This window comes from Streptomyces sp. NPDC014006, assembly GCF_043088925.1.
GTDB lineage: Bacteria > Actinomycetota > Actinomycetes > Streptomycetales > Streptomycetaceae > Streptomyces.
This window is the reverse complement of the sequence record NZ_JBICAJ010000001.1, coordinates 531,043-550,814: the sequence shown is the minus strand read 5'-3', so window position 1 is coordinate 550,814 and position 19,772 is coordinate 531,043. Positions and strand designations below refer to the sequence as shown.

The window sequence follows — 19,772 nt, the reverse complement described above, 5'->3', positions numbered from 1 at the left end:
CTGAGGGGCATGCAGAACACCGCGACGCCCACGCACTGCCCGTACTGCGCGCTGCAGTGCGGGATGAATCTGACGCCCACCCCGCAGGGGACGGTGGAGGTGACGGAGCGCGCGGACTTCCCGGTGAACCGGGGCGCGCTGTGCGGCAAGGGGCGTACCGCGCCGGCCGTGCTGGCGTCGAGCGTCCGCCTGACCTCGCCGCTGGTGCGCTCCGCCGAGGGCACGCTGGTGCCGGCGTCCTGGGAGGAGGCGCTGGACCGGATCGCCGGGGAGCTGCGCCACGCGCGCGTACAGAGCGGTCCGGACGCGGTGGGCGTGTTCGGCGGGGGCGGCCTGACGAACGAGAAGGCGTACACCCTGGGCAAGTTCGCGCGGGTGGTGCTCGGGACGTCCCAGATCGACTACAACGGGCGTTTTTGCATGTCGTCGGCCGCGGCGGCCGGCATGAAGGCGTTCGGTCTGGACCGGGGGCTGCCCTTCCCGCTGGAGGACATCCCGAAGACCGGCTGTGTGATCCTGGTCGGCTCCAACCTCGCCGAGACCATGCCTCCGGCGCTGCGCTACTTCCAGGAGCTGCGGGAGAACGGCGGCACGCTGATCGTCGTCGACCCGCGGCGGACGCGGACGGCCGAGCAGGCCGACCTGCATCTGGCGCCCCGGCCGGGCACCGACCTGGCACTGGCACTGGGCCTGCTGCACCTGGTCGTCGCCGAGGGCCGCGTCGACGAGGCGTACGTCCAGGAGCGCACCTCGGGCTGGGAGGAGGCGCGGGCGGGGGCGATGGCCCACTGGCCGGAGTACGTGGAGCGGATCACGGGGGTGTCCGTTCCGGAGCTGCGCGAGGCGGTGCGGATGTTCTGCGAGCCCGAGGCGGCGATGGTGCTCACCGCCCGCGGCCCGGAGCAGCAGTCCAAGGGCACGGACACGGTGGGCGCGTGGATCAACCTGTGTCTGGCGACGGGGCGGGCGGGGCGGCCGCTGTCCGGGTACGGGTGCCTGACCGGGCAGGGCAACGGGCAGGGCGGGCGCGAACACGGCCAGAAGGCCGACCAGTTGCCCGGCTACCGCAAGCTGGACGATCCCGAGGCCCGGCGGCACGTGGCCGCGGTGTGGGGCGTGGATCCGGACACGCTGCCGGGGCCGGGGCGCAGCGCCTATGAGCTGCTGGACGCGCTCGGCACGGACATTCGCGCCCTGCTGCTGATGGGCTCCAACCCGGTGGTGTCGGCGCCGCGTGCCGCGCACATCGAGGAGCGGCTGCGGTCGCTGGACTTCCTCGCCGTGTGCGACGTCGTGCTGTCGGAGACGGCGGCCCTCGCGGACGTCGTGCTGCCGGTGACGCAGTGGGCGGAGGAGACCGGGACGACGACGAACCTGGAGGGCAGGGTGCTGCTGCGCCGGCAGGCGCTCACACCGCCCGAGGGGGTGCGCAGCGACCTGGAGGTGCTGCGCGAACTGGCCGTGCGCCTCGGGGTCGAGAAGGGTTTCCCGGCCGACCCGGAGGAGGTCTTCGAGGAGCTGCGCAGGGCGAGCGCGGGCGGGCCCGCCGATTATGCGGGGATCACCTACCGGCGGCTGGCCGAGGGCGACGGCGTGTTCTGGCCGTGTCCGGCGCCGGGCGAGGACGGACCGGACCCTCAGGACGGTGAGGACGCCGTTCTCGACGCGCCCCTTCGGGACGACGACCCGGCCCGCGAGGCGCCCGGCCCGCATCCGGGCACGCCGCGGCTGTTCCTCGACCGGTTCGCGACGCCCGACGGCCGGGCCCGGTTCGTGCCGGTGTCGCACCGGCCGGCGGCGGAGGAGCCGGACGAGGAGTACCCGGTGCTGCTCACCACGGGCCGGGTGGTCTCCCAGTACCAGTCGGGCGCGCAGACCCGCCGGGTGGAGGAGCTGAACCGGGCGGCACCGGGGCCCTTCGTGGAGCTGCATCCGCGGCTCGCGGCCCGGCTGGGCGCGGCGGAGGGCGACCCGGTGACCGTGGTGTCGCGGCGGGGCCGGGCGGTGGCGCCGGCCCGGATCACGACGGCGATCCGCCCGGACACGGTGTTCATGCCGTTCCACTGGCCGGGCGAGGGCCGCGCCAACACGCTGACCAACCCGGCCCTCGACCCGACGTCGCGGATGCCCGAGTTCAAGGTGTGCGCGGTACGGCTGGAGGCGGCCGGGCCCGCGCAGGTCACCTCCGGGTGAGCCAGTCGCCGCTCTCGATCGGCGTCCCCCGCGCCCGCAGTCGTGCCGCGACGGCGGGCGCGGCGACGTACACCCACGCGCGGACCGGAGTGCCGTCGCTCTCCCTGACGGCCTGCCGTGCGACGCGGTCGTACAGGCTGCGCGGGTCGCCCGGGACGCAGTTCTCCAACTGATCGAGTGCGGCGAGCAGTTCGCCGTAGGCCTGCGGCCGTGCCGTCACCAGTTCGCCGCTCACCGCTCCCCCGCTCTCCTCGACGGCGTAGGGGTAGCCGGGTCCGTCGTAGAGCTTCAGGCCGGACATCCGCGCCGGTTCCTCACGCGCCGTGCGACCGCGCAGGAACAGGTCGTGGTTGGGCTCGCCCGGGCGCAGGGTGCCGTAGACGAAGAACGGGAGGTGCGGCGGGGGCGGGAGGGTCACAGAAACGATTCTCTCTCCTCACACACCTCCCCGTATGCGCTATGGACATGACATGTCGGGGGCCTCTTAAATCTGGGTCAACATCTGCGCCGCCCCCACGCGCCCCAAGGCGCCTTTCCGAGGAGACCGATGAGTCGGATACGGCAGCACGACCCGGAGTCCCGCACCCACCGCAGCTCCCGCAGATCCCGTCTCGCCGCCGCCGGCGTGGCCGCCACCACCGCGGCCCTGCTGGCCGCCGCCCTCTCCCCCAACGCGCAGGCGGCCGACCGGCCGACCCGGGCCACCGCGATCGCCCACGCCACGGACGTGCTGCGCTCCCACGCGACCGCGCTCGGCCTGACCGGCGCCGTCAAGACCACGGTCCGCGACGTGATCGTGGACAAGGACGGCACCCAGCACGTGCGATACGACCGCACCTATCACGGACTGCCCGTGCTGGGCGGGGACTTCGTGGTCCACCTCGCCCCCGACGGCAGCTACCGCGGCGCCTCCCGGGCGACGAAGTCCACCGTCTCCCTGTCGGGCGTCACCCCGAAGATCGCCGGTCCCAAGGCCGCCGACCTGGCCGCGAACGCGCTGCGCGCGGTGAACCTCGGCGAGACCCTGCGCCGGCTGACCGCCAAGCCCGAGTTGGTCGTCGACGCCCTGCACGGCGCACCGAAGCTGGCCTGGCGCACCAACGCCGTCGCGCAGGACGCCCAGGGCAACCCGGTGGCCCGCACGGTCCTCACCGACGCCACCAGCGGCACCCAGATCGACGCCTGGGACAGCCTGGAGCACGTCAGCGGCGACGGCAAGTCGCTCTACAGCGGCACGGTCGCGCTGGAGACGACCCAGTCGGGCTCGTCGTACCAGCTCAAGGACCCCACCCGCGGCAGCACCTACACCGGTGACGCGGCGAACAAGACCGACCTGTGCTTCCTCAACATCTGCTTCAGCCGGGCACCCTCGACGGTCTTCACGGACGCCGACAACCACTGGGGCACCGGCGCCACCGCCGACCGCGCCTCGGCCGCCGTCGACGCCCAGTACGGCACCGACGAGACCTGGGACTACTACAAGAACGTGCACGGCCGCAACGGCATCGGCGGCGACGGCAAGGGCTCCTACAACCGCGTCCACTACGGCAACGCCTACAACAACGCCTTCTGGGACGACAGTTGCTTCTGCATGACGTACGGCGACGGTGACGGCACCACGTTCGGCCCACTGGTCGCCCTCGACGTCGCCGGGCACGAGATGACCCACGGCGTCACCTCCAAGACGGCCGCGCTGACCTACTCCGGCGAGTCCGGCGGGCTCAACGAGGCCACATCCGACATCCTCGGCACGATGGTGGAGTGGTACGCGAACAACTCCTCCGACACCGGTGACTACCTCATCGGCGAGAAGATCGTGAAGTCCGGCTTCGGCAAGGCCGCCCTGCGCTTCATGGACAAGCCGTCCAGGGACGGCAACTCCGCGGACTACTGGAGCAGCACGGTCGGCAACCTCGACGTGCACTACTCCTCGGGCGTCGCCAACCACTTCGCGTACCTGCTCGCCGAGGGCAGCGGCGCGAAGACCATCAACGGCGTGAGTTACGACTCGCCGACGTACAACGGCTCGAGCGTCACCGGGATCGGGCGGGACAAGGTCGGCAAGATCTGGTACCGCGCGCTGACGGTCTACATGACGTCGTCGACGAACTACGCGGGTGCGCGCACGGCGACCCTGAACGCGGCTAAGGACCTCTACGGCGCGGGCAGCGCGGAGTACAACGCGGTGGCGGCGGCGTGGAGTGCCGTCAACGTCAACTGACCTGTTCGAGAGCCGCCGTACCGGCGAGGGGCTTCCCTCACCGGTACGGCGTTCGCCTGTCGTCTCCGCTTCAGGAGACGGTCGTCGCGTAGGAGCGGAGCAGGTCGAAGTTCTGCACGTACGCGTCGTGCGGGGCGGCGCCCTCCAGCCGCAGCAGGGCCTCGTCGTTGTCCCGCAGGGAGGACTCGTCGAGGTTGTGCGAGCCGGTGAAGGTCCACTTGGTGTCGGGGTGGCCGGCGTAGTTGCCCTCGATGGTGAAGTACTTGGAGTGCACCAGGTAGCCGTCGGCGGTGTTCAGCTTCTTCAGCGAGAGGTTGGCGTGGCCCTTGAGGGCGGCCTCGTCGTTGCTGTTGGCGTACACGATCTGCACCGAGCAGCCCTGCCCTGCCAGGCCGACCAGCGCCTGGACGACCGCGTCACGGTGCAGGGCGAAGGCGGCCACGCGCACGATGGACTTGTGCGTGGCGGTGCCGACGGTGGTGTTGCCGGTGCAGGAGACGTTGTCGAGGACGTCGGCCACGACGTCCCCGGTGGACTGCGGGAAGAAGTAGTACTTCTCGGTGCCGACCTTGGCGGTCGTGTAGTAGTTGTTCGTGCGCTTCTCCGCCGCGAGGTCGTTGAAGTAGTTCACGTACGCCGTGTAGAGGTCGGTGTTGCCGACCACCGTGTAGGCGTTGTTGAAGTACTTGTCGACGTTCACCGAGGTCTGGTTGGCGGAGGCCTGGATGACCACGTCCTCGGCCACGCCCGCGTCGCCGACGCGGGAGAACGTGAAGAACTTGTTGTGGTTGATCGGGTTGGTGCCGCCCGTCGCGATGCAGGCGCCCTGGCTGCCGCACACGTGCACCCAGGAGGTCGCCGACATGCTGGTGCCCAGCTCGGCCTTCAGGCTCGCGACGGCGGTGGAGTCGGCGTACGCCGCGTCCAGCACGACACGGATGTCGACACCGCGCTGGTGGGCGCGGATCAGGGCGTCGGCGTAGTCCTGGTCCTTCAGCGCGTACAGGCTGGCGCGGATCAGGCGGCCCGGCTGGGTGTTGTCGATCGCCTTGATGATGTGGTCCTTGACGGCGTTCTGCTCGGCCGTCGTGCCCTTGGGGTTGTTGAACACCGCTCCCGTGACGACGGGGGCGTCGGCCGCGCTCGAGACACCGGTGCTCGGCAGGAACATGGTGGTGGCCAGAAGGGCGGTCACGAGAAGGTGCTTGCGCACGCGTGGGCTCCCGAAGATCGTCTTGGATGCGGGCACCAGATGAGACCACACATCTCCACGATTTCGCCATGCCCATGACCGAGAGGTCGGCCCGCTGGACCGGCGCTCCCCGGTCGGCGGTCGCGTCGACTCCGTCGAGACACCCGGAGTGCGGGGCACCACCCGTTCACACCGGTGGGTCACGCCCATCGGGTGCACTTCTCCACACCCCTGCCCGGCGTGCCTGACCTGCTGAAACGGCGTCGGGAACGGCTCGTTTCGGCCGGCCGGGGCACCCGTTCGCCGCATATGTGACGGGGTTTCGAGGAGCGGGCGCGGCGTGCGGGGCCTTACCTCGGAAGGGCAGGGGCACAACCGACCGCTCGAAGGAGCACCGATGCGACGCACGTTCCGCGTGCTGACCGCTGCCGCGCTCGCCGCCACCGCACTGGGCGCACTCGCCGCGCCCGGGTACGCGGCGGACGCCGGCGGCCTCGAGGTGTACCCGACCACCGTGGTACCCGGCGCCGACGTCACGGTGAACACCGCGGCGTGCGGCGACGGCGGCGCGGCGTCGGGCGACGCCGGCGCGGTCGGCGCCGGCCGGTTCACGCTGGCGCCGAGCACCCACGAGGGCGACGCGATCGGGCAGTTCCGGGTGCCGCCGAGCGCGCAGCCGGGGACGTACGAGATCGTCGCCACGTGCGCGGAGGGCGGCCGCGTGGTCCGGGGCGACCTGCTGGTGGCGCTGGCTCCCGAGCGCGGGCAGCTGCAGCCGCACGGAAGTGTCAAGACGGGGGTCGGCGGCGCTCTGGGCCCCGACCCCGTACAGACCGCGGCAGGTGTGGCGGCTCTCGCCGTCGCCGCCGCGGGCGGTACCTGGCTCCTGCATCGCCGGGCGAGAGGCGACGGGATCTGACGGACACCCTCCGCTGTCCGTCCGCCGGTACCGCAGGTCCCCTCCCCCTCCGGGTCCGACGCCCCTCGCGGCCCGGAGGGGGGCACGGGGCGACGGTCCCTCCGGGAGGCCGTGACCTGGCCCGCCGTAGTCCACCCGGTCGTCGTTCGGCCGGTCCGTTCCACGGCCGTCGAGCGTTCCGAGGCCGTTTCGTCGAGAGGGGTTCCCATGCGTCGGGTCGGCAACACCGCGATGGCGGCGGTCACCGCCGCCGCCCTGTGCGCCGGTGCCTGGCTGCTGCACAGCGGCACCGCCGGGCACGCCCCGCCGCAGCCGTCGGCCGCCGAGGCGTCCGCCGACCCGGGCTCCGAGGGCTCCGCCGCCCCCGCGCTGCCACCGTCCCCGCCCGACCGGATCCGCATACCCTCGATCCGCGTGAACGCCCCGCTGATGGGCCTGTCCCTGACCCCGGCCGGCAGCCTGGACGTCCCGCCCGCCGGCCGCAAGAACCTGGCCGGCTGGTACGAGGCCGGCACCACCCCCGGCGAGCGCGGCACCGCGATCGTCGCCGGCCACGTCGACAACGCCGCCGGCCCCGCCGTCTTCTACGACCTCGGCGCGCTGAAGAAGGGCGCCGCCATCGAGGTGGACCGGCGCGACGGCAGCACCGCGGTGTTCACCGTGGACGCCGTCGGCGTCTACCGGGCCGAGAACTTCCCCGACCAGAAGGTCTACGGCGCGGCCCACCGCCCCGAGCTGCGCGTGATCACCTGCGGCGGCGGCTACTCCCGCACGACCGGCTACCAGGGCAACGTGGTCGTCTTCGCCCACCTGAGCGGCAGCCGGCGCTGACTGCGGCGCGTGTCCGGGGTGGGATCAGTCCGGCGTCCTCCAGCCGAGCAGCGCGGCGGCCAGACGGCGCTGCACCGCCGTCAGCCCGCGCACGAGCCACGGCGTCAGCAGCCGGAAGCCGATCCCGCCGACGACCGCGTGGAAGGCCCACGCCCCGGCGAAGGTGGGCCCGCCCAGGCGCTCGCGTAGTCGTCACCGGCACGCAGCGGCCAGAGCAGGTTCATCGGCACGAGGGAGAAGCCGTAGAAGGTGACGGCGGCGGCGAGCAGGTTGAGCGGGGTGGACGGCAGGGCGTGCGCGAGGCCCGTGCGGGAGCCCGCGGTCAGGTCGGCGCCCAGCAGGCGGCGCAGCAGTTCCCGCTGGCGGCGTCCGGTGGGCGCGCCCAGCAGGGCGAGCGGCACACAGACCAGGCCCACGGGCAGGCGAGCACGGCGTAGGCGGTGCGCCGCCAGGACGCGGCCGTGAACGGTTCCCGGACGATACGCCACACGTGGGCTGCGGCGGAGTCGGGGGAGTGGGAGCGGTGCGCGAGAGCCATGACGGATGCCTCCGGACGGGCTGCTGGATGCGGTGCGTCCAGCCTCCCGCCCGGAGGCGTCCCGAACGAGGGTGCTGCCACGGAAGCCGGGGGTTCGATTTCCCCCGCCCCCCTGCGGAAGACCGCGTGGCCGTACGTCAGCGGGCGCGGACCTCGTAGGCCCTCACCCGGACCGTCTCGTCGTCCAGGCACTCCCCCGTCGCCAGGTCGAAACGCTGCTTGAGCAGCGGGGAGGCGACGAACGGGCGGCCCTGGTGGGTGCCGGTCAGGCCCCGGGAGAGGACCGCCGCGCCGGTGAACGGGTCGCGGTTGTCCAGGGCGTACAGCGCGCCCGAGCGGTCCTGGAAGACGGCCACCTGCCGGCCGTCGGGCAGCAGCGCCGCCACCCCGCGCCCCGGGATCAGGACGCTCAGGTCGCACACCGTGAACCAGTCGTCGGCGAGCTGGAGCTGGACCTTCAGGTCGGTGGTCTCGAGTGCCAGGGTCATCGCTGGGCGCTTCCTTCCAGGACGTCTGCCGGGTCTGCGGTGGGCCGCATGCCGATGGTCAGCAGCGGCAGGTCGGGCTTGATCTGGTCGCGTTCGGGGACGAAGGCGACCACCGGGTCGGGGGTGTCCGGGGCGTTCACGAACGACACGAACCGGGCGAGCTTCTCGGGGTCGTTGACGGTCTCGGCCCACTCGTCGCGGTAGTTCGCGACGTGCGCCCGCATCAGCGCCTCCAGCTCGTCGCAGATGCCGAGCGAGTCGTGCACGACGACGTCCCGAACGTGATCGAGGCCGCCCGGGATGCGCTCCAGCCAGGTGCTCGTGCGCTCCAGGCGGTCGGCGGTGCGGATGTAGAACATCAGGAACCGGTCGATCAGGCGCACCAGTTCGGCGTCGGACAGGTCCTGCGCGAGCAGGTCGGCGTGGCGCGGGGTCGCACCGCCGTTGCCGCCGACGTACAGGTTCCAGCCGTTGGCCGTGGCGATGACGCCGAAGTCCTTCGACTGGGCCTCGGCGCACTCGCGCTGGCAGCCGGAGACGGCCGACTTCAGCTTGTGCGGGGAGCGCAGGCCCCGGTAGCGCAGCTCCAGGTCGATCGCCATGCGGACGGAGTCCTGCACGCCGTAGCGGCACCAGGTCGAGCCCACACAGGACTTCACGGTGCGCAGCGCCTTGCCGTAGGCGTGCCCGGACTCGAAGCCGGCGTCCACCAGGCGGGCCCAGATCAGCGGGAGTTGCTCAACGCGGGCGCCGAACATGTCGATCCGCTGCCCGCCGGTGATCTTCGTGTAGAGCCCGAAGTCCCGTGCGATCTCCCCGATCACGATGAGCTTCTCCGGGGTGATCTCACCGCCGGGGATGCGGGGTACGACGGAGTACGAGCCGTTCTTCTGGAGGTTGGCGAGGAAGTGGTCGTTGCTGTCCTGCAGCGCGGCCTGTTCGCCGTCGAGGACGTACACGCTCGCGCCGATCGCCGGGGCGAGGGAGGCGATGATCGAGCCGACGGCCGGCTTGCAGACCTCGCAGCCGTCGCCGCCCCGGGCGCCGTCACGGCCGTGGCGGTCGAGGAGCTCCTGGTACGAGGCGATGCGCAGCGCGCGGACGATCTCGTACAGCTCCTCGCGGGTCTGGGAGAAGCAGCCGCACAGGCCCTTGTCGACCTCGACGCCCGACGCCTCCAGCTCCGCGGTGACCAGCTGTCCGAGCACCTTGACGCAACTTCCGCAGCCGGTACCGGCCTTGGTGCACTTCTTCACCTCGGGCACGGTGGTGCACCGGTGCTCGGTGACCGCGCCGCGGATGGCGCCCTTGGTGACGTTGTGGCAGGAGCAGATGATCGCGTCGTCGGGCAGCGCGGAGGGCCCGAGCTGGGCGCCCGAGTCGGCGCCGGCGGGCAGGACGAGGGACTCCGGCGCGATGGGCGGGACGGAGCCGGTCAGCGCCCGCAGGGTGCCGTACGCCTCCGCGTCGCCGACCAGGATGCCGCCCAGCAGGGTGCCGTCGCGGCCGATGACCAGCTTCTTGTACAGGCCGGCGCGGGAGTCGGAGTAGACGACGTCCAGGCAGTTCTCGCTGGTGCCGTGCGCGTCGCCGAAGGACGCCACGTCGACACCGAGCAGCTTGAGCTTGGTGGACAGGTCGGCGCCGGTGAAGGCGGCCTCGTCGTCGGCGATGGTCGCGGCCGCGGTCTGGGCCTGCTCGTAGCCCGGCGCGACCAGCCCGTACACCCGGCCGTCCACCGCCTGCGCGCACTCGCCGATCGCGAAGACGTGCGGGTCGGTGACGGTACGGCACTGCGCGTCGACGGTGATGCCGCCGCGCTCCCCGACGGCCAGGCCGCAGTCGCGGGCGAGCTGGTCGCGGGGCCGGACACCGGCGGAGAAGATCACCATGTCGGTGGCGATCTCGCGCCCGTCGGACAGCTTCATGCCGGTGACCGCGCCGTCGTCACCGGCGAGGATCTCCTGCGTGCCCACGCCGGTGTGCACGGACAGCCCCATGTCCTCGATGGTGCGCAGCAGGGCCGCGCCACCGCCGTCGTCGACCTGCACGGGCATCAGCCGCGGCGCGAACTCCACGATGTGCGTGTCGACGCCGAGGCCCTTGAGCGCTCCGGCGGCCTCCAGGCCGAGCAGCCCGCCGCCGACGACGGCGCCCGTGGACGCCTTGCCGCCCGCGTACTCCTCGATGGCGAGCAGGTCCTCGATGGTGCGGTAGACGAAACAGCCGGTGGCGTCCTTGCCGGGGACGGGCGGGACGAAGGGGTAGGAGCCGGTGGCGAGGACCAGGGTGTCGTAGGTGAAGACCTGACCGGACTTCGCCGTGACCTTCTTGGCCGTGCGGTCGATGCTCTCGGCGGGATCCCCGATGTACAGCTCGATCCCGTGGTCCTTGATGAACTCCATGTCCGTCATGGACAGGTCCTCGGGCGTCCTGCCCGAGAAGTACGAGGTGAGGGCGACGCGGTCGTAGGCGGGGCGCGGCTCCTCACACAGCACCACCACGCGGTGGGTGGCGGTCAGCCCGCGCTCGGCGAGCGCTTCGAGGAAGCGCTGGCCGACCATGCCGTGGCCGACGAGCACGATCGTGGGGGTGTCCGTGGCGACCGTGGGGGTGGCCGGGGTGGTGTCCGGGGTGGTGTCCGAGGACATCAGGAGCCTCCGTCATGGGTGAGCAGGTGGAGCAGCGGGCCGCCGTTCGTCGGGAGCGGCTCTGCTCCCTCCCAGGCGCGGGCGAGCGCGCCGACGGTGCCGAGTTCGCCGACGAGGACCCCGCCGACCAGGCGGTCGTCGCGGACGACGACCTTGCGATAGGTGCCGCGGGTGGCGTCGGCGAGCTGCACGACGTCGTCGCCGGGCAGCGCGACGGTCTCGCCGAACGCGGCGAGGTCGAGACCGGCGAGGGTCAGACGGGTCAGGGAACGGGTGCCGGTGTAGCGGGCGGTGCCCTTCCCGGCGATCACCTCCGCGAGGACGTCGGCCTGTTCGAGAGCGGGAGCGGCAAGACCGTAAAGGTTGCCGTCGTGCTGCGCGCAGTCCCCGAGGGCGTGGACGCGGGGATCGGACGTGCGCAGTTGGTCGTCGACGAGGACGCCCTTGTGCACGGCGAGCCCGGCGTCCTTGGCGAGCCCGACGCGCGGGTGCACGCCGCAGGCGAGGACGACGAGTTCGGCGTCGAGGGCGAACCCGTCGGCCATCTCCACGGAGCGCACCGCGCCGCCGACGCAGCGCACGTCGCGCACCCGGCACTCGGTGTGCACCTCGACGCCGAGTCCGGTCAGATGCCGGTGGACCAGCGCCGACGCGTTCGGGTCGAGCTGGCGCTCCATGAGCCGTTCGGCCTGCTGGGCGAGCACGACCTGCGCGCCGCGGACGGCGAGCGCGCGGGCGGCGGACACGCCGAGGAGCCCGCCCCCGATGACGACGGCCTTCACACCGGGCCGTACGGCCTTGGACAGCCCGAGGCAGTCGTCCAGGGTGCGGAAGGCGTGCACGCCGTCGGGAAGTTCGTGGTCCGGAGTGAACAGCCCCCGCAGCGGCGGCAGCACGGAGTTGGAGCCGGTGGCCAGCACCAGCGTGTCGTAGACGATCTCGGTGCCGTCGGCGCAGCGCACGGTGCGCTCGGCCCGGTCGATGCCGGTGACACGGGCGCGGACCAGGCCGGCGGGCGCCGGGAGGGCGATCACGTCGGGGCTGTAGCGCCCGGCCAGCACCTCGGCGAGCAGCACCCGGTTGTAGGGCCGGTGCTCCTCCTCGCCGACCAGCGTGGCGGCCACGCCCAGCTCACCGAGCCGCTGGGCGAGACGTACGCCCGCGAGCCCGGCGCCGATCACCACCACACGCGTTTTCGAGGTCATGCCATTGAGCGTGCGGCGCGGGTGTTTCCCGGTGGGTTCACCTCTGTTTCCCGCGCGGAACGCTGCCCTCAGCGGGGGTGGGGGGTGCGTGTGAGGGATCCGAGGGGCTTTTCGGGGCCGGTGTGAGGACGGCCGGGACGCCCCCCACCCATCCCTCATCACAAAAGAGCCACAACGCCTTCACGAGCGGGGGTGCGGCACTAGGTTCGTCAAACGATCAACTGTCACATCGGAGAGCGACCGCATGACGAACCCGTACACCACGCCGTCCCCGACCCGCCCCGGCTGGGCGCGCAAGCGCTACGCCGTCCCGGCCCTGCTGCTGACCCTGTTCCTCGGCGTCGGCATCGGCGCGAGCAGCGAGCAGGAGGGCACGATGCCGGACGCGAAACCGGCGGCGGCGAGCCCCGCCCCGACGACCACGGTGACCGCCACGGCGACGGTTACGGCGACGCCGACGCCGACGGCTTCGGCTTCGGCTTCGGCTTCGGCTTCGGCTTCGGCGAAGCCCGAGCCGGCGGTGACGGTCACGGAGACGGTGAAGGTGACGACGACGAAGACGGTCACGGCCGAGCCGGCGGACGACGTGGCTTCCGGCGGGGACTCGGGATCCGGCTCGGGCGGGGGGAGCGCGTACTACGCCAACTGCAGCGAGGCCCGGGCGGCCGGCGCGGCCCCGCTGTACGCGGGCGACCCCGGCTATTCCTCGCGCCTCGACCGGGACGGCGACGGGGTCGCGTGCGAGTGAGGCGGGCGCCGGGGTCTCAGTCCCGCCGGATCAACTCGGGGTCGATCCGCCGCCCGATGAGGGGCAAGGATCCGAGCGCGGCGACGAGGACGGCCCCGAGGGCACACCCGATCAGCAGGGGCATTCCCCGTCCCCGTCCCAGAAGATGTCCCCACCCCCCGTGACGAGATAGCTCGACTCGGCGGCCTTCCCGGCCACGACGGCGAGCACCAGCCCGACGGCCAACGGCACGACGACCTGCGCGACCTGCACACCCCGCAAGGTCCAGGGCCTGGCCCCGAGGAGCGCCAAGGCGGTGACCTGAGAACGCCGCTCGACGGCCCGGTCGGCGGAGGCGACGAGGTAGGCGGCTACGCCGATGACGAGGCCCAGGACCATGCCGGCGCCAAGGAGCGTCTTGACAAAGAGCGGACTGCGTCGGGACCGGAGCCACTGGCGAGGATCAGCGTCGCGCCTTCGGGACGGAAAGCGGACGGCAGAAGGGACGGGGGTGCCACCCCGGCGTAGCCGCCGCGGTGCCGGCTCCCAGGGGAAACGCACGCGCCGCCAAGACGCCGGCCATTGCCTTCTTCATTGCTTGCCTCTCAGTAAGCCGAGGACCACAGTGAACCCCGGCGATGACCGAAGGTAATGGGTCGGTAACGTGCTGAATCCTTCACTCTTCGGACGACCACCACATCAGGTGATCCGGAGACTCCTGGGCTCCACCTTCACCGTCAGCGTGCCCTTGCCCTGGCAGCTCACCGACACCGCCAGGCCACCCGCGTGGATCCTTCCGAGTTCGATCCGACGGTTCCCCCTCGCCGCGGCCACCTGGGCCAGACGTTCGCCGGAGGGAAGCTTCGGCGCGGCAGTGACTGCTTCAGCCTCGATGTGTTCAGCCGGCCGGCCAGTCGCTACGTCCGCGGCAGGCGACCTTCCCGTCTTTCCGCTCGCGAACGGATGGCCGGCTTCGGCGGATCCCGTGCAGGCGGTCAGCCCCAGGCAGCACAGTGCGACGGCTGCCGGAACGACAGCGGCGCCGGAACGGATACTCACAGGTAGCCCCCTGTCGGAACCGCCCCGAGTAGGCGGTCGAACACGGGCAGGCTATGTCCCCGGCGGCGCCCTCTTGGAGCGAAGAGCCAACCTCTGAGCAGCAGTTGAGGTCAGTGTCGATCGCCTGGAACCCACGAGGCGGCGGGGGCGGCACCGCCATGCGGTTCTCAGGTCTCACCCTGGGCCTTGCGGCTCGCGGTCGTGGGCGCTGCGGTGGCTCACCCACTGTCGGCGCGATCACGGCCCGCACCTGCCCCCCCCCACCCCCGAAAGGGCGGCACCCCCGCACAAGGGTGCCGCCCTCTCTTCGTGGGCCGGAGCCGTCGCCGATCGGTGAGGGTCGGGTGACAAGCGGCGGCTCCGGGGCTTTCCCGGCCCTGGTGGGCCGGGTCCCGGGTTCACCCGGCCTTCGTGGGCCGGGGTCCCGGGCCTCGGCCGGCCTTTGCAGGCCGGGGCGCGTGGACCCCGCATGGTCCACGCCCCCCGCAGGGATCAGCGGTGGTCGCTGCCCTCCGACTGGGTCGCCGCGCGGCCGGCCTCCAGGCGGGCCACCGGGATGCGGAACGGGGAGCAGGAGACGTAGTCCAGGCCGACCTCGTGGAAGAAGTGGACCGACTCCGGGTCACCGCCGTGCTCGCCGCAGACGCCGAGCTTCAGGTCGGGGCGGGTCTGGCGGCCCGCTTCGGCCGCCAGCTTGACCAGGGAGCCGACGCCGTCCTTGTCGATCGTCTCGAAGGGGCTGACGCCGAAGATGCCCTTCTCCAGGTACGCCGTGAAGAAGCTCGCCTCCACGTCGTCGCGGCTGAAGCCCCACACCGTCTGGGTCAGGTCGTTCGTGCCGAAGGAGAAGAACTCCGCCGCCTCCGCGATCTGACCCGCGGTGAGCGCGGCACGCGGCAGCTCGATCATCGTGCCGATCGCCAGGTTCAGCTCCGTGCCCGTCGCCGCCTGGACCTCCGCGATGACCCGGTCGGCCTCCTCGCGGACGATCTCCAGCTCCTGGACCGTGCCCACGAGCGGGATCATGATCTCGGCGCGCGGGTCGCCCTTGGCGTTCTTACGCTCCGCCGCCGCCTCCGCGATCGCGCGGACCTGCATCGTGAACAGGCCGGGGATCACGAGGCCGAGGCGTACGCCGCGCAGGCCCAGCATCGGGTTCTGCTCGTGCAGGCGGTGTACGGCCTGCAGCAGGCGCAGGTCGTTCTCGTGCGGCTCCTGACGGGACTCGGCCAGGGCCACGCGGACCGACAGCTCCGTGATGTCGGGCAGGAACTCGTGCAACGGCGGGTCCAGGAGACGGACCGTGACCGGGAGGCCGTCCATCGCCTCGAAGAGTTCGACGAAGTCCTTCTTCTGGAGGGGAAGAAGCGCCTTCAGCGACGCCTCGCGCTCTTCCTCCGTGTCCGCCAGGATCAGGCGCTCGACCAGCTCGCGGCGGTCGCCGAGGAACATGTGCTCGGTGCGGCACAGGCCGATGCCCTGGGCGCCGAACCTCCTCGCCCGCAGCGCGTCTTCCGCGTTGTCGGCGTTGGCGCGCACCCGCAGGCGGCGCTTGCGGTCGGCGAACGCCATGATGCGGTGCACGGCCTCGACCAGCTCGTCGGCGTCGTCGGCGCCCGCGTGCATACGGCCCTCGAAGTACTCCACCACGGGAGAGGGGACGACCGGTACCTCACCGAGGTACACCTTGCCGCTGGAGCCGTCGATGGAGATCAGGTCGCCTTCCTCGACGACGTGGCCGCCCGGCACCGTCATCCGGCGGCGCTTGGTGTCGACCTCCAGCTCCTCAGCGCCGCAGACACAGGTCTTGCCCATGCCGCGGGCGACGACGGCGGCATGGGAGGTCTTGCCGCCGCGGCTGGTCAGGATGCCCTCGGCGGCGATCATGCCGTCCAGGTCGTCGGGATTGGTCTCGCGGCGGACCAGGATGACCTTCTCGCCCGATCGGGACCACTTCACCGCGGTGTAGGAGTCGAAGACGGCCTTGCCGACGGCCGCGCCCGGCGAGGCCGCGATGCCGCGGCCGACCTGCTGGACCTTGGCCTTCTCGTCGAAGCGCGGGAACATCAGCTGCGCGAGCTGGGCGCCGTTGACGCGCTGGAGGGCCTCCGCCTCGTCGATCAGGCCCTGGTCGACGAGCTGCGTGGCGATGCGGAAGGCCGCGGCCGCGGTGCGCTTGCCGACGCGGGTCTGCAGCATCCACAGCTTGCCGCGCTCGATGGTGAACTCGATGTCGCAGAGATCCTTGTAGTGGTTCTCAAGGGTCTCCATGATCTGCATCAGCTCGTCGTACGACTTCTTGTCGAGCTTCTCCAGGTCCGCGAGCGGCACCGTGTTGCGGATGCCGGCGACGACGTCCTCGCCCTGCGCGTTCTGCAGGTAGTCGCCGTAGACGCCCTGGTGGCCGGAGGCGGGGTCGCGGGTGAAGGCGACGCCGGTGCCGGAGTCGGGGCCGAGGTTGCCGAAGACCATCGAGCAGACGTTGACCGCGGTGCCCAGGTCGCCGGGGATGCGCTCCTGGCGGCGGTAGAGCTTGGCGCGGTCGCCGTTCCAGGAGTCGAAGACGGCGCGGATGGCGAGGTCCATCTGCTCGCGCGGGTCCTGCGGGAAGTCCCGGCCGGTCTCCTTCTTCACGATCTTCTTGAAGGTGGTGACCAGCTTCTTCAGGTCGGCGGCCTCCAGCTCGGTGTCGACCGCGACCTTCTTGGCCTCCTTGGCCTTCTCCAGGGCGTCCTCGAAGAGTTCGCCGTCGACGCCGAGGACGGTCTTGCCGAACATCTGGATGAGGCGCCGGTAGGAGTCCCACGCGAAGCGCTCGTCGCCGGCCTGCTCGGCGAGGCCCTTCACGGACTTGTCCGAGAGGCCGATGTTGAGGACCGTGTCCATCATGCCCGGCATGGAGAACTTCGCGCCGGAGCGTACGGAGACCAGGAGCGGGTTGTCGGCCTGACCGAGCTTCTTGCCCATCCGGCTCTCCAGCGCGTCGAGGTGTGCGCTCACCTCGTCACGCAGTGCCGCCGGCTCCTCGCCGCTGTCGAGGTAGACCTTGCAGGCCTCCGTGGTGATGGTGAAACCGGGCGGGACCGGAAGGCCCAGGTTCGTCATCTCGGCGAGGTTGGCACCCTTGCCGCCGAGGAGGTCCTTGAGGTCCTTGTTGCCCTCGGTGAAGTCGTAAACGAACTTCACGCCCTCAACGCTGTTGCCCGACGCGGGTCGCTGCTGATCTTTGTTTTCCGACACGGGTCTCGACTCCTCGAGGACGCGGTGGCTGCCCTGACGTCGAGGAACATACCCAGATCGAAGGCGCCTGGGTACGTCCACTTGCACGTCATACGCCTGTAACCAGTCGTCTGCCAGCGGATCGAAAGTCAAGGCTTGGCAAGCAACCGAGGCTTTTTGTTTTCACTTCTTGAACGCATCAACACCCGTAGACCGTGCGCAGCGCTCATATGAGCGGCTTTCGGCACGTCTGATTTTCTCCGATGAACGATCAAGTCGTGGCACTGAGTGCCACCCCTTGATGAAGTGCAATCGCTCTTGATTCGCTCATCTGAGCGCAACCCTTATCAGGGGTGGCGAGAATCACGCTCCCACAGGGGACGGGATTTCACCATGCGGACGAGTATCCGGACGGTCGAGCCCTCACACGCCCGGGAGGGGCCGAGCCCTTGCCCTTCCCCTGCCGAATCTGTTCACCGCCACGCCGCGGGCGACCGTGACTCCGGCCGCGGCCGGAGTGCCGGTGACGTTCTCCGCGGGCGGCCAGGTGGTCGGCACCGCCGTCACCGACGCCTCCGGGGCGGCCCCCTCTCAACACCGGCCTGTCCCTGCTGCAGGTCCTCAGCGGCAGCTACACGGCCTCCGCCACGGTCAAGGGGACCCTGGTGCGGGCCAACGGCATCCCGACCCCGTGCGTGCCCCGCTGTGACACTCGAGGCCGCTCGGCCGGGCGCCGTGTACGTCATGACACGGCACGGCGCCGGCAGGCCGGCCGGTAGCGTCGGCACCGGTCCGCCGGAGCTGGCGCTCGACGCAGCCGACCACTCGGCGCGGCGCCGCGCCGAGTGCGCCGTACGGCACGGGGCGCAGCGGACGGTCGACGGGCGCCCTCCCCCGACTGCCGTGAAGGCTCTGCGACGGCACCTTCACCCCGCGCTTCCCAGTGGGTACCGCTGGCCTCGGCGGCCGATGCCGAGGCCGCCCCTTGCGTGAACACGGGGGCCGGATACCGAGTGCCCCGAGGCCGTGGACGGCCGGCAGCGATTCCACCGCGGGCAGACGGTCGGGGCCGGCGAGGACACGCCGGGCGACATCACCGGCAGCGCGATCGCAGCCGGTCAGTGCGGTGCGGCACCGTGCCGGGCGGCAATGAAGCGGGCGGGCATGCCGCCCTTGACGGGGCCAGGGCAAAAGGGCTGCTCCGGCTCCGTGCCGTTCACACGCCCAGCGCCCGCAACCGCTCCTCCACCCGCTCCGGGGCGTACAGGTGCTCCACCACCACCGCACCCGCGCCCACCAGCGCCGCACGCTCCCCCAGCCGCGAGGTCACCACCTCCAGATGAGCGGTGGAGCGCGGCAGCGCCCGCTGGTACAGCAGCTCCCGTACGCCGGTGACGAACGCGGTGCCCGCAAGATCACCCGCGATCATCAGCACGCCCGGGTTCAGCAGGGTCACCACGGTCGCCAGCACCTCGCCGACCCGGCGCCCCGCCTCCCGCGCCAGCCCCACCGCCTCCGGATGCCCGGCCGCCAGCAGCTCCCGCACATCCGAGCCGGACGCCGCCGCGACCCCCGCCTCCGCCAGCCGCCGCGCCACGGCGCCGCCGCTCGCGACGGCCGCGAGACAGCCGTAGGAACCGCACCGGCACAGCGCCCGCTCACCGCCCGGCACCCGGATGTGCCCGATGTCGCCGGCGCCGCCGTCGACGCCCCGGTAGACGCAGCCGTCCACCACCATGCCCGCGCCGATACCCGTGGACACCTTGACCAGCGCGAACGCCGAGCAGTCGGGGTAGGACGTGCGCTGTTCGCCGTACGCCATCAGGTTCGCGTCGTTGTCGACCAGGACCGGGACCGGTGGCAGGCCCGTGTGGTCGGTGAAGGCTCTGGCGAGGCGGCCCGTTATGTCGTAGCCGTCCCAGCCCGGCATGATCGGCGGCTGCACCACCCGGCCCGACTCGCTGTCCACCGGGCCCGGCACGGCCAGCCCGATGCCGCACACCTGTGCCGCGGGCCGACCCGCGGCGGCCGGCAGGCCGGCGAACCAGCGGCCCAGTTCGCCGAGAACGGCCTCCGGTCCGTCTTCGATCACCAGGGTTCCGGAGCGCTCGGCGAGGATCTCGCCGGTCAGGGTCAGCAGGGCCGCTCGGGCGTGCCGGGTGTCCAGGTCGGCCGCGAGGACGAGCGCGTGCTCGTCGTCGAACTCGAGGGTGATGGAGGGGCGGCCGCCCAGCGGTGAGTCGACCGGCCCGCCGGCGCCCTCGCGCAGCCAGCCCGCCCGGAACAGCCGGTCCAGGCGCTGGCCGACGGTCGCCCGGGACAGCCCGGTCGCCTGCTGCAGCGCCCCGCGCGTGGTCGCGCGGCCGCTGCGCACCAGCTCGAGCAGGTCCCCGGCGCCGGTCTGCGGCGCGCCGCGCCCGGCCCTGCCGGGCCGTGCGGCCTCTCCGGTCCGCCCGGTCCGCCCGGCTTCTCCGGTCCGTCCGGTCATGCCCGCACCCCCTTGCGTTTCCCCATCCTGCATTACACAGT

At 71.8% G+C, this 19,772-nt stretch carries 15 protein-coding genes; 5 read left to right on the top strand and 10 right to left on the bottom strand.

The genetic code is table 11. From position 1 onward, the window contains the following. The first annotated feature begins 9 nt into the window (after positions 1–9). Positions 10–2,193, top strand: a complete 2,184-nt coding sequence (locus ACF1GV_RS02485) for a molybdopterin oxidoreductase family protein (RefSeq protein ID WP_391677084.1) — start codon at positions 10–12, stop codon at positions 2,191–2,193. Here ACF1GV_RS02485 and ACF1GV_RS02480 read toward each other — a convergent pair. Then, complete coding sequence (locus ACF1GV_RS02480) at positions 2,180–2,611, bottom strand: gamma-glutamylcyclotransferase family protein (protein ID WP_391677082.1); 432 nt, start codon at positions 2,609–2,611, stop codon at positions 2,180–2,182. The two genes, ACF1GV_RS02485 and ACF1GV_RS02480, sit on opposite strands and share 14 nt — an antisense overlap. Before the next feature lie 129 nt (positions 2,612–2,740). Here ACF1GV_RS02480 and ACF1GV_RS02475 point away from each other — a divergent pair, with 129 nt between their 5' ends. After that, the gene (locus ACF1GV_RS02475) at positions 2,741–4,414 is read left to right on the top strand and encodes a M4 family metallopeptidase (protein WP_391677080.1); all 1,674 of its coding nucleotides are present in this window, start codon (positions 2,741–2,743) and stop codon (positions 4,412–4,414) included. Between the two features lie 70 nt (positions 4,415–4,484). Here ACF1GV_RS02475 and ACF1GV_RS02470 read toward each other — a convergent pair whose 3' ends face one another. After that, complete coding sequence (locus ACF1GV_RS02470) at positions 4,485–5,627, bottom strand: phosphatidylserine/phosphatidylglycerophosphate/cardiolipin synthase family protein (protein ID WP_391677078.1); 1,143 nt, start codon at positions 5,625–5,627, stop codon at positions 4,485–4,487. Positions 5,628–6,003: 376 nt separating this feature from the next. Between ACF1GV_RS02470 and ACF1GV_RS02465 the strand changes: the two genes are divergently transcribed. Together ACF1GV_RS02465 and ACF1GV_RS02460 are read left to right on the top strand one after the other, a co-directional pair. Then, positions 6,004–6,525 carry a hypothetical protein gene (locus ACF1GV_RS02465; RefSeq protein WP_391677076.1) on the top strand — a complete coding sequence of 174 codons (522 nt, stop codon included), beginning with the start codon at positions 6,004–6,006 and terminating at the stop codon, positions 6,523–6,525. A gap of 207 nt (positions 6,526–6,732) precedes the next feature. Further along, on the top strand, positions 6,733–7,356 hold the full coding sequence (locus ACF1GV_RS02460; RefSeq protein ID WP_391677074.1) for a class F sortase: 624 nt from the start codon (positions 6,733–6,735) through the stop codon (positions 7,354–7,356). A 104-nt stretch (positions 7,357–7,460) separates the two neighbouring features. Here the strand turns inward: ACF1GV_RS02460 and ACF1GV_RS02455 are convergent, their stop codons facing one another. The 4 genes from ACF1GV_RS02455 to ACF1GV_RS02440 all read right to left on the bottom strand — a co-directional run bounded on the left by ACF1GV_RS02455 (position 7,461) and on the right by ACF1GV_RS02440 (position 12,238). Continuing rightward, on the bottom strand, positions 7,461–7,772 hold the full coding sequence (locus ACF1GV_RS02455) for a hypothetical protein (protein ID WP_391677072.1): 312 nt from the start codon (positions 7,770–7,772) through the stop codon (positions 7,461–7,463). Positions 7,773–8,031: 259 nt separating this feature from the next. After that, positions 8,032–8,382, bottom strand: a complete 351-nt coding sequence (gene nirD / locus ACF1GV_RS02450) for a nitrite reductase small subunit NirD (protein WP_391677070.1) — start codon at positions 8,380–8,382, stop codon at positions 8,032–8,034. After that, positions 8,379–11,033 (bottom strand): nitrite reductase large subunit NirB, encoded by a 2,655-nt coding sequence (gene nirB / locus ACF1GV_RS02445; protein ID WP_391677068.1) that lies wholly within the window; start codon positions 11,031–11,033, stop codon positions 8,379–8,381. Before nirB ends, nirD begins: the two co-directional genes overlap by 4 nt. Further along, positions 11,033–12,238, bottom strand: coding sequence for an NAD(P)/FAD-dependent oxidoreductase (locus ACF1GV_RS02440; RefSeq protein ID WP_391677067.1), 1,206 nt, complete (start codon positions 12,236–12,238; stop codon positions 11,033–11,035). Before ACF1GV_RS02440 ends, nirB begins: the two co-directional genes overlap by 1 nt. A 244-nt stretch (positions 12,239–12,482) precedes the next feature. Between ACF1GV_RS02440 and ACF1GV_RS02435 the strand changes: the two genes are divergently transcribed. Next, positions 12,483–12,986, top strand: coding sequence for an excalibur calcium-binding domain-containing protein (locus ACF1GV_RS02435; RefSeq protein ID WP_391677065.1), 504 nt, complete (start codon positions 12,483–12,485; stop codon positions 12,984–12,986). 111 nt (positions 12,987–13,097) lie between these two features. Here ACF1GV_RS02435 and ACF1GV_RS02430 read toward each other — a convergent pair whose 3' ends face one another. The 4 genes from ACF1GV_RS02430 to ACF1GV_RS02415 all read right to left on the bottom strand — a co-directional run bounded on the left by ACF1GV_RS02430 (position 13,098) and on the right by ACF1GV_RS02415 (position 19,731). After that, positions 13,098–13,364 (bottom strand): FtsX-like permease family protein, encoded by a 267-nt coding sequence (locus tag ACF1GV_RS02430; protein ID WP_391677063.1) that lies wholly within the window; start codon positions 13,362–13,364, stop codon positions 13,098–13,100. Positions 13,365–13,664: 300 nt separating this feature from the next. Next, positions 13,665–14,024, bottom strand: a complete 360-nt coding sequence (locus ACF1GV_RS02425) for a hypothetical protein (RefSeq protein WP_391677061.1) — start codon at positions 14,022–14,024, stop codon at positions 13,665–13,667. A 492-nt stretch (positions 14,025–14,516) separates the two neighbouring features. Then, positions 14,517–17,264 (bottom strand): pyruvate, phosphate dikinase, encoded by a 2,748-nt coding sequence (gene ppdK, locus ACF1GV_RS02420; protein WP_391677060.1) that lies wholly within the window; start codon positions 17,262–17,264, stop codon positions 14,517–14,519. 1,195 nt (positions 17,265–18,459) lie between these two features. Then, entirely contained in the window at positions 18,460–19,731 is a 1,272-nt protein-coding gene (locus ACF1GV_RS02415) for an ROK family protein (protein ID WP_391677058.1), read from the bottom strand. Positions 19,732–19,772: the final 41 nt, after the last annotated feature.

Coding starts and splice junctions, on each gene's coding strand:
- ACF1GV_RS02485 (WP_391677084.1), top strand. CDS start 10: ATGCAGAACACCGCGACGCCCACGCACTGCCCGTACTGCGCGCTGCAG.
- ACF1GV_RS02475 (WP_391677080.1), top strand. CDS start 2,741: ATGAGTCGGATACGGCAGCACGACCCGGAGTCCCGCACCCACCGCAGC.
- ACF1GV_RS02465 (WP_391677076.1), top strand. CDS start 6,004: ATGCGACGCACGTTCCGCGTGCTGACCGCTGCCGCGCTCGCCGCCACC.
- ACF1GV_RS02460 (WP_391677074.1), top strand. CDS start 6,733: ATGCGTCGGGTCGGCAACACCGCGATGGCGGCGGTCACCGCCGCCGCC.
- nirD (WP_391677070.1), bottom strand. CDS start 8,382: ATGACCCTGGCACTCGAGACCACCGACCTGAAGGTCCAGCTCCAGCTC.
- nirB (WP_391677068.1), bottom strand. CDS start 11,033: ATGTCCTCGGACACCACCCCGGACACCACCCCGGCCACCCCCACGGTC.
- ACF1GV_RS02440 (WP_391677067.1), bottom strand. CDS start 12,238: ATGACCTCGAAAACGCGTGTGGTGGTGATCGGCGCCGGGCTCGCGGGC.
- ACF1GV_RS02435 (WP_391677065.1), top strand. CDS start 12,483: ATGACGAACCCGTACACCACGCCGTCCCCGACCCGCCCCGGCTGGGCG.
- ACF1GV_RS02430 (WP_391677063.1), bottom strand. CDS start 13,364: ATGGTCCTGGGCCTCGTCATCGGCGTAGCCGCCTACCTCGTCGCCTCC.
- ACF1GV_RS02415 (WP_391677058.1), bottom strand. CDS start 19,731: ATGACCGGACGGACCGGAGAAGCCGGGCGGACCGGGCGGACCGGAGAG.